Annotated in this window: 9 protein-coding genes and 1 pseudogene; 5 read left to right on the plus strand and 5 right to left on the minus strand. The window is 70.4% G+C overall.

From position 1 onward, the window contains the following. Together VFF46_RS16340 and VFF46_RS16345 are read right to left on the minus strand one after the other, a co-directional pair. Positions 1-284: pseudogene (locus tag VFF46_RS16340) on the minus strand (serine/threonine protein kinase); the annotation flags it as partial. Between the two features lie 149 nt (positions 285-433). Continuing rightward, on the minus strand, positions 434-1,144 hold the full coding sequence (locus tag VFF46_RS16345; protein WP_325037974.1) for an NIPSNAP family protein: 711 nt from the start codon (positions 1,142-1,144) through the stop codon (positions 434-436). Positions 1,145-1,313: 169 nt separating this feature from the next. Between VFF46_RS16345 and VFF46_RS16350 the strand changes: the two genes are divergently transcribed. Both VFF46_RS16350 and VFF46_RS16355 read left to right on the plus strand, forming a co-directional pair. Continuing rightward, a complete protein-coding gene (locus tag VFF46_RS16350) occupies positions 1,314-2,105 on the plus strand; it encodes a sigma-70 family RNA polymerase sigma factor (protein WP_325037975.1) in 792 nt (263 codons plus the stop codon). 97 nt (positions 2,106-2,202) lie between these two features. After that, entirely contained in the window at positions 2,203-3,237 is a 1,035-nt protein-coding gene (locus tag VFF46_RS16355; protein WP_325037976.1) for a hypothetical protein, read from the plus strand. 66 nt (positions 3,238-3,303) lie between these two features. On the opposite strand, the gene VFF46_RS16360 is transcribed toward VFF46_RS16355, so the two are convergent. Next, on the minus strand, positions 3,304-3,969 hold the full coding sequence (locus VFF46_RS16360) for a hypothetical protein (RefSeq protein WP_325037977.1): 666 nt from the start codon (positions 3,967-3,969) through the stop codon (positions 3,304-3,306). A 141-nt stretch (positions 3,970-4,110) separates the two neighbouring features. On the opposite strand from VFF46_RS16360, the gene VFF46_RS16365 reads away from it, so the two are divergent. Beyond that, positions 4,111-6,201 carry a thiamine pyrophosphate-dependent enzyme gene (locus tag VFF46_RS16365; protein WP_325037978.1) on the plus strand — a complete coding sequence of 697 codons (2,091 nt, stop codon included), beginning with the start codon at positions 4,111-4,113 and terminating at the stop codon, positions 6,199-6,201. On the opposite strand, the gene VFF46_RS16370 is transcribed toward VFF46_RS16365, so the two are convergent. Continuing rightward, the gene (locus tag VFF46_RS16370; RefSeq protein ID WP_325037979.1) at positions 6,194-6,670 is read right to left on the minus strand and encodes a DUF1992 domain-containing protein; all 477 of its coding nucleotides are present in this window, start codon (positions 6,668-6,670) and stop codon (positions 6,194-6,196) included. The two genes, VFF46_RS16365 and VFF46_RS16370, sit on opposite strands and share 8 nt — an antisense overlap. Before the next feature lie 81 nt (positions 6,671-6,751). Here VFF46_RS16370 and VFF46_RS16375 point away from each other — a divergent pair, with 81 nt between their 5' ends. Next, entirely contained in the window at positions 6,752-7,339 is a 588-nt protein-coding gene (locus tag VFF46_RS16375) for a hypothetical protein (RefSeq protein WP_325037980.1), read from the plus strand. Next, on the plus strand, positions 7,336-8,346 hold the full coding sequence (locus tag VFF46_RS16380) for an ornithine cyclodeaminase family protein (RefSeq protein ID WP_325037981.1): 1,011 nt from the start codon (positions 7,336-7,338) through the stop codon (positions 8,344-8,346). The genes VFF46_RS16375 and VFF46_RS16380 overlap by 4 nt, the downstream gene beginning before the upstream one ends. Here the strand turns inward: VFF46_RS16380 and VFF46_RS16385 are convergent. Further along, positions 8,339-9,083: SDR family NAD(P)-dependent oxidoreductase (locus tag VFF46_RS16385; RefSeq protein ID WP_325037982.1), on the minus strand; the 745-nt coding region annotated here is incomplete at its 5' end. The genes VFF46_RS16380 and VFF46_RS16385 overlap by 8 nt on opposite strands.

Raw genomic sequence — 9,083 nt, forward strand, 5'->3', positions numbered from 1 at the left:
TTCGCGGCCAGCAGCGAGGACTTCGCCGGGTTGTCGCCGATGGCTTCGACGGCCCGCTCGAGCAGGAAGACGTCGGCTTCCTTGCCGGTTTTGAGGACGCCGAGCTCGGTATCGATCGCGGCCTGTTCCGTCACAACCCACTCGGGGCGTGGTTCCGGGCCGCGAGAGCCGCGCTCGACGTCCAGCCAGGTGGACCACCGCTGGTCCGGCCCCAGTTCCTCGTCGATCGACTGGAACTGGAAGGTGAAGTAGTTATCGGTGAGTTCGTACTCGGAAGAAGACAACTGGAATGCTCCTGAACCGTGAAGTGAGACTGACGCGGACATGCCGCAGCACAGTGATGGCCATCTGTCAGCCCTCCTCAGGTCCAGGCAGCGCTCGTCGCCGCTCGGTCGCACCAGGATGCCCGGCCGCTCCGGACGCCGCAACGTATTTACCGGAACTGCGATCCTGCGGTCGGGCTCAGCCGCAGCTCCTGCATCGGCCGCTTCGAGCGGCAGACCAGTTCGGGGAGCACCTGCTCTCGCCAGACCCGGGACGCGGCCAGTTGCCGGCGGTGTTCGTCGTACGCCGAGACGCCGGGGAACCGGGCGAACCAGGCGAGCACCACCTCGTCCCGCAGCGGCAGCTGCGGAAAGTTGTTCTCGGCAACCAACGTCTCGAACACCGCGACCGGCTCGGCCCCGGTCGCGGTGAGCACCGGTACGACGTGGTCCTCGAAGTACTCGGCGAAACCGTCGTCCGCGGCACCACGGTGATAGACCGCGCCGGCGATCACCGAGGCCGGAACGCCGGAGCGCGGCGCGTCCAGCCTGGGGTACGACGGGCCGAGCCGGACCGGGCGCAGCAGCAGCGCGTTGTCGGAGTCGATCATCGTCGCGTTCGCGGCTGCCGCGTGGGCGCGCCAGACCGGGCCGTAGTAGAAGGCGTTCAAGGCGTCGGCACGCGCGGGCAGGTCGCGGAAGCCGCGGATCCACACGAACCGGTCCGGGTCGTCGAGATCCCGGAACTGGCCGGCGATGTGCATCCCGGTGGCTTCCTGACCGTCGACGAAGTACGTGTCGAACAGCTCGATCAAGGTGTCCCGCTGCCCGGGGTGCAGGGTGTACTGGCGGAGGTCGACGACGGCACAGCACTCGTTCATGAGTGCGAGCAAACCATCGAAACCTGACAGTTACTGTCAGGCGATACGCGTTTCAAACAGCCGTAACAGGCGGGTACTTGAAAGCTCCGGCCGAGTTTGATCTGGTGGAGTCAGTGGTTGAGCCCCCTGCCACGAGAAGCTTGCACGACGACACGACGAGGTATCTCCCGTGACGATTGCAGCTGTCGAAGATTCCAAGCAGAGCATCGCCGACGCCACCCACGAGCTCCTGCTCGAGGCGGACAGTGTCCCCGATCCCCGGCATCAGGCCTGCCTCGACCAGGTCGTGATGCTGAACGCGCCGGTCGCCCGGTCGATCGCGTCCCGCTACCGCAGCAAGGGCGTCGACGCCGACGACCTCGAGCAGGTCGCGTACCTCGGCCTCGTGAAGGCGGCCAACGGGTACCGGCTGGACGCGGCGACCGCGTTCCTGTCGTACGCCGTGCCGACGATCCGCGGCGAGCTGAAACGGTACTTCCGGGACTGTGCGTGGACGATCCGCCCGCCGCGGCGGGTGCAGGAGATGCAGGGCAGTATCGCGGCCGCCGAGCCCGAGCTGATCCAGCGACTCGGGCATGTGCCGACCGACGAGGAGACCGCGGAGGCGCTCGGCACCGATCCGGCCGAGGTCGCGGAGGCCACGTCGGTGCGTGGGTGCTTCAGCACGCTGTCGCTCGACGCTCCGGGTGCGGCCGAGGGCGGGACGAGTCTGCTGGAGACGGTGGCGGATGCCGAGGCCGGGTACGACCTGGTCGAGGACGTGCACCGCTTGACGCCCGCGGTGTCGAGCCTGGGCGATCGGGACAAGCGGATCCTGCAGCTGCGGTTCTGCAACGGGTTCACCCAGGAGGAGATCGGTCAGGAGCTCGGCGTCAGCCAGATGCAGGTCTCGCGGCTGCTCCGCGGGATCCTCGACACCCTGCGTTCCGAGCTGGCGGAGACCGTACCGAAGAACGGGTAGTGGTCGGGTTCGGCGGCCTTCGGGCGGTGGGTGCAGGCGGGACGGGGAGCGCGCGAGCCGGGTACTACCCGTTCTTCGGTACGGTAGCGTCGCGGGTGTGGACTTCGAGGAGGCGGCGGATGCGGTGTACGCGGCGCCGGCGGCCGACTTCATTGCTACCCGCAACGAGCTGGCCAAGCAGCTGAAGGCCGAGGGCGACCCGCTCGGGTCGACCCGGTTGAAGGCGCTGCGCAAGCCGACGGTGGCGGCGTGGATCGCGAACCTGGTCGCGCGGAAGTTGCCGGACGAGCTGGACGACCTGCTGGCGCTCGGGGACGAGTTCCGGGAGGCGACGGCCGACCTGGACGGCGAGCGGCTGCGGGAGTTGACGCCGCGGCGGCATCAGTTGCTGGACCAGCTGGCGAAGGAGGCTGCGCGGCTGGCCGGTGATGCCGGGCAGAAGATCAGCGCTGACGTGGGGCAGAAGCTCCGCGAGACGCTGGATGCCGCGCTGGTGGATCCCGCTGCCGGTGATGCCGTGCGCGAGGGGCGGTTGAGCAGTGCGCTGCGGCACGTCGGGTTCGGCGTCGTCGACGAGAACGGCGAACCGTCCAACGTCACCCCTTTGACCGACGACCGCCGCCGAGCCGCCCGAGAACGCCACCGCGGCGACCAGTCCGGAGCCAGAGCAGGCGGCGCATCGGCGAGAGCGGGCGGGGCGTCGGCGAGAGCGGGCGGGGCGAAAGCCCGTACGTCGGGGTCCGCGGAAGTGGGCGAGTCCGCGGAGGTTGGCGAGTCCTCGGAGGTTGGCGAGTCGGCGGAGGTTGGCGAGTCGGCGGAGGTTCGGCGGGAGCGGGAGTCCGCGAAGCGGGAGCGGGAGGCTGCGGAGCGGGAGCGGCGGGAGCAGGAGGAGCGTGAGGCGGCCGCGAAGGCGGAGGCCAAGCGGGCGTTCGAGGAGGCGGTCGCCGCGGCGCAGGCAGCCGAGGCGAAGGTCGAGGACCTCGACAAACGGCTGGACGACGCCCGGGACGCCCTCTCCGAGGCCCAATCCCTCGTCCACCAGCTCGGCTCCGAGCTCGACGAGGCCCGCCGCACAGCACGAGACGCCCAAAAACACAGCCGAGAAGCCCGCAAGTACTACAACCGCCTGTAGCCCGAGTACTACAACCACCTGCAGCCCCCCGGGTGCGCGTGCACCGACGGACGGCGGGGCGGGTGGTTACTCGCCGGGGACGGGGAGGAGGTAGTGGCTGGGGTTGGCGGGGGCGCCGGCGTCGAGCCAGCGGTGGAAGCCGGTGGGGTTGCGGCGTTCGAATTCGTCCAGGCAGATGCGGCGGACCTCGGCGACCGCCTGGCGGTCGCGGGGGCCGGCGCCGTGGGCGAGTTGGGTTGCGGTGTCGGACCAGACGCCGCACAGCTCGGCGATCGACAGCGGGCACTGCAGGGACGCGATCAGCTTCTCGTCCTCCGCCAGCTGTGCGTCGGTCAGCCGCTCGAGCCGCCGCTGGCGGGGCGATTTCCGAGGCGGTTTCGCGTACCCCGACCGATCAGGAAGCACCAGATCGAGCAGCACGAACAGCACCGCCAGGATCAGCCCGGCCGTCACACCGAGTGCACCCCACGCGAGCAACCGCACCAGCCCGGGCAGGCAAAGGACAGCACCGGCGGCCGTCGCCGCGACCAGCGCCGCCGAACCGTACGGCGCCTCCTCGGTCACGTGCCGGACCACCGCCGCCAGCGGCCAGACCAGCACGAACACCACGACGAGCAGCACCGACGCGGCCAGCGGACCGAGCAGCAGGACACCGGCCAGCGCGCCGGCGGTCCCGACTCCAAGACCGGCCGCGACACCCACCCGCCGTACGACCCGCGATAGGTGCTTCACCACAGCTCACTCACCGTCACCACACCCCACAGATTCCCCTCGCCCGGTGAACGAACAACCTCTCGGTACGGTTCCCCGCGTGACCTGTTCAACTCGTGGTCGCTGCTGTCTTCGGCACCGACTTCCCGGATCATGGTGGAAATGAGGACCTTCGCCGAACGCGTCCGCGGCCTCGCCCCGGCCCCGTGGGAGCACGACGCGGAGCTGCTCCGCGGCCTGTACGACGCTCAGCTCGGCAGCCGGCACGCGGACCTGGCAGCCCGCTGGATGCAGTCCCAGGGCACCGGCTTCTACACGATCGGCTCGGCCGGCCACGAGGGGAACGCGGCCGTCGCCGCCGCTCTGCAGCCGACCGACCCGGCGCTGCTGCATTACCGCTCCGGCGCGTTCTACCTGCACCGCGCGGCGCAGTGCGGCTCCAAGGAAGGCCTGCGGGACATCCTGCTCGGCGTCGCCGCGGCCACCACCGAGCCGATCGCGGGCGGCCGGCACAAGGTGTTCGGCCGGCACGAGCTGTCGGTAATCCCGCAGACCTCGACGATCGCGTCCCACCTGCCGCGGGCGATGGGCGTCGCGTTCTCGATGAACCGGTCACACAAGCTCGGCGTACCCTCCCAGTGGCCCGACGACGCGATCGTGGTGACCAGTTTCGGCGACGCGTCCGCGAACCACTCGACCGCGACCGGTGCGATCAACGCCGCACTGCACGCGTCGTACCAGGGTCTGCCGATGCCGCTACTGCTGGTCTGCGAGGACAACGGGATCGGGATCAGCGTGCGCACCCCGGACGGCTGGATCCGGCAGGCGTACGGTTCCCGCCCTGGCCTGCGGTACTTCGACGCCGACGGCACCGACCTGGACGCGGCGCTGTCGATGGCGACCGAGGCGGCCACGTTCGTACGGCGGAACCGGCGCCCGGCATTCCTCCGGCTGCGGACCGTCCGGCTGCTCGGCCACGCGGGATCCGACGTCGAGACGGCGTACCGTTCGGCCGCCGACCTGGCCGCTGACGAGGAGCTGGACCCGCTGCTCGGTACGGCGCGCTACCTGCTCGGCGCGGGCTACACCGTCGACGAGATCGTCGAGCTGTACGAGGACAAGCAGGCCGAGGCGCTCCGGATCGCGGCCGAGGTCGCGGGCCTCCCGCAGCTGACCTCAGCCGAGGCGATCGCCGCGCCGCTCCGCTTCCCGTCGGCGGACGCCGTCGCCGAGGCGCTCCCGCAACCCACGCCGACCACCGAGCGCTTGACGCTGAGCCAGTCAATCAATCGCGCCCTGAGCGACGTGCTGAGTTCCTACCCGGAGGCGATGGTCTTCGGCGAGGACGTCGGCCGCAAGGGCGGGGTGTACGGCGTGACGCGCGGGCTGCAGAAGGCGTACGGGCCGGCCCGGGTGTTCGACACGTTGCTCGACGAGCAGTCGATCCTCGGTCTCGCGCTGGGCGCCGGCGTCTCCGGGCTGCTGCCGATCCCGGAGATCCAGTACCTGGCCTACCTGCACAACGCCGAGGACCAGCTCCGCGGCGAGGCGGCGTCGCTGAAGTTCTTCTCGCAGGAGCAGTACGCGAACCCGATGGTCCTGCGGATCGCCGGGTACGGATACCAGAAGGGCTTCGGCGGGCACTTCCACAACGACGACGCGATCGGCGTACTGCGGGACATCCCCGGGATCGTGATCGCGTCACCGTCACGGCCGGACGACGCGGCCGGGATGCTGCACGCGTGTACGGCGGCGGCGCGGGCGACCGGCGCGGTGAGCGTGTTCCTGGAGCCGATCGCGCTCTACCACCGGCGGGACCTGTACGCCGACGGCGACGAGCAGTGGCTGGCGCCGTACGCCGGGGAGCCAGTGCCGATCGGGCGTGGCCGGACGTACGGCGACGGGACCGGTCTGACGATCGTGACGTTCGGGAACGGCGTACCGATGAGCCTCCGGGTGGCCGCGCGGGTGCCGGGGATCCGGGTCCTCGACCTGCGCTGGCTGGCACCGCTGCCGGTCGAGGACCTGCTGCGCGAGGCGAACGCCACCGGCAAGGTGCTGGTCGCCGACGAGACCCGCCGCTCGGGCGGGGTGTCCGAGGGCATCCTGGCCACGCTGATCGACCACGGGTACACCGGACGCCTGGCGCGGGTGACGAGCTACGACTCGTACGTCCCACTGGGCGCGGCCGCGCACGAAGTACTGCTCAGCGAGCAGACCATCGAGCGGGCCGCCCGGGACCTGCTCAGCTGAACAAGCGCTGCCAGAACGATTTCTTCCGCGGCTTCGGCGGTACGGCGCGGGCGGCGGCCGGCTCGCGGGTGGGGCGTTCCATCCGCCACTGAGCGATCACCGCGTCCTCGTTCACCGGGCCGGTCGGGACCACCGGACCGGTGGTGTCGCGGATGGCGAGCCTGATCCGCTGGTTCAGGTCGGCCAGGTACTCGCGGACCTCGGACTCGTGGCGCATCCCGCGAACCTTCTCGGGCAGCTGCTGCTTCTCCTTGCGGAGCTGCATCGCCGACGGCAGCAGCGCGTCGGTCTCGATGTTCTCCCGGCGGATGAAGTCCTTCACCCACCAGTCCGGGTCGTGCCCGTCGGCCAGTCGCAGCGGTTTCCCGGCGTCCGCCAGGTCGTCGAACTCGCCCGCGTTCTGGGCCCGCTTGATCTGGGCCTCGACCCAGTCCTGGGTCTTCATGCCGGGTGGCTTGCGCTCGGTCATGGTCGGCACCTCACCTTGGAGATGTTTCGGACTACCTCACCATACTAGTTTGTGAATGCAATCACAAGGCATACTCGAAGCGTGCAGCTGACCGACGAAGAGATCGCGGCGATGACACCCGCGGAGCGGCGGGCGTTGATCCTGCGGCTGGTGCCGCGGCCGGGCGGCCTGCCGTCCCGGCGGACGATCGACCGGATCCGCAAGTGGCGGACCGTGCTGATCATGGTCTGTGTCGCGGTACTGGTCCCGTGGACCGTGTACCTGGCGCTCACCCTGCCCGACCACTACGTCGCCCGGAACTGGGGCGCGACCTGGGTCGGGTTCGACATCCTGTTGCTGACCATGCTGCTGCTGACCGCGATCGGCGGGTGGAAGCGCAAGCAGTTCGTGTTCCCGACCGCGTTCGCATCCGGCGTACTGCTGATCTGCGACGCCTGGGTGGACGTGATGACCAGCCAGCGCGGCGACGACCTCACGCAGGCGCTGCTCAGCGCACTGCTGGTCGAGCTCCCGCTCGCCTTCGTCCTGATCGCCGGCCCGCTCCGCGTGCTCCGCTACCTCGCCGTCCGGCACGGCGTGATCCAGTCCGACACGCGCTTCTGGCGGATGCCGATCCCGATCCCCGACCTGTACGCCGACCACAAAGTCCCTCCGGCCAACCAGGTATGACGGTTCTGCTCACCCGGTCGGACATCCTGCGGGTGCTCGACGTACCGGCGGTGCTGGACGCGCTGCGGCACGGATTCCGGCAGGCGAGCCCGGTCGAGCCGCTGCGGATCCGGACGGAACTGCCCGGTCCCGGTACGGCGACCGCACTGCTGCCGGGGCTGATCCCGGGGATCCCGGCGTACACCGTGAAGGTCAACGCGAAGTTCCCCGGCGCGACGCCAGCGCTGCGCGGGGTCGTCTGCCTGCACGACCTGACCGACGGCACACTCCTCGCCCTCCTCGACAGCGCCACGATCACCGCCTGGCGCACCGGCCTCGCCGCCGCCCTCGCCACCGACCTCCTGGCAGGAGCGCCCGACCCGGCCGTTCCCCACTCCGGCACAGACCTCCTGGCGGTAGAGGCCGGGGCGGCACCCCGCCTCGGTGGGACCGACCGTGGGGCGACGGTTGGGGTGATCGGGGCCGGCGCGCAGGCTGAGATGACCCTTGCCGGGCTCGCCGCGCTTCGTCCGGTGCGGCGGCTGGTGGTGCATGATCGGGATCCCGAACATGCAACCAGGTTTCTTGCCAGGCAAGGGATTCCGGGGGTTGTGGTTGACAGCCCGCAGGCGGTTGCGGCGGCTGCGGATGTGGTCGTGGCGGCCACGTGGTCTCGGGAGGCGTTGCTCACCGCGGCCGACCTCAGACCGGGGCTGCACCTCACGACACTGGGCGCCGACGAGCCCGGGAAGGTGGAGTGGTCGGCCGACCTGCTGACCGCGGCCCGGGTGGTCGTCGACGACCGCGCGCTCGCCGTACAAATGGGGGCCTTGGGCAACGTTGGCCTCACCGCCGATGCGGCCCACGCAACGCTGTCCGAAGTATTGACCGGAGCAGTCGCCGGGCGGCGAGCGGACGAGGTCACGGTCTACGCGCCGGTCGGCCTGCCCTGGCAGGATCTCGCGATCGCCTGGCCCGTCTTTCAAGCGGCACAGCACAACGGACAGACGATCGACCTCCTCAGTTGACGACGGCGCCGGCGGTCAGGTTGAGCGCAGTACCGGTGAAGGAGGCGGCTCGATCGGAGGCGGCGAAGGTGGCCGCGGCGGCCACGTCCGCGAGCGTCGCGGCGCGGTTCAGCATGGTCTGGGCGGCGGTGCGTTCGGCGACCTCGCGACGGAAGTCCTCCGGGTAACTGTCCGGGTTCGACTCCGGAATACCGTTCGTCTGCAGGGTGATGACGCGGATGCCGTACGGGCCGAGCTCACGCGCGAGGCTGCGGCGGAGCGCCTCCACGGCGCCGAACCCGACCTGGAAACCGCCGAGGTTCGCGGCCGGGTCGCCGTACCCGCCGAAGGTCAGGATCACGCCCGAGCGCCGCTCGATCATCTTCCGGGCGGCCGCGCGGGAGGTCAGGTAGTAGGTGCGCAGCATGTTCCGGACCGGCTCCTCGACGTCGGCGAGGGACATCTCCACCAGCGGCGTACCGAAGTACTGCTTGTGCCCGATCAGGTTGAACGAGATGTCGATCCGGTCGAGGCCGGCGGCGTGCCGGTCGACCGATCCTTCGTCGAGCGCGTCGACGACCCCGATCTCGGCCTTGCCGCCCGCGGCCCGGATCTCACCGGCCAGGCGTTCGAGGGTCGCCGCGGTACGTCCGGCCAGGTGGACGGTGGCGCCTTCCTGGGCGAACGTCCGGGCGACGGCGCCGCCGATCGGGCCGGTCGCGCCGTACACGACTGCTTGTTTTCCGTCGAGCATCATG

The organism is Kribbella sp. (assembly GCF_035655035.1).
In the GTDB taxonomy this organism is placed as follows: Bacteria; Actinomycetota; Actinomycetes; order Propionibacteriales; family Kribbellaceae; genus Kribbella.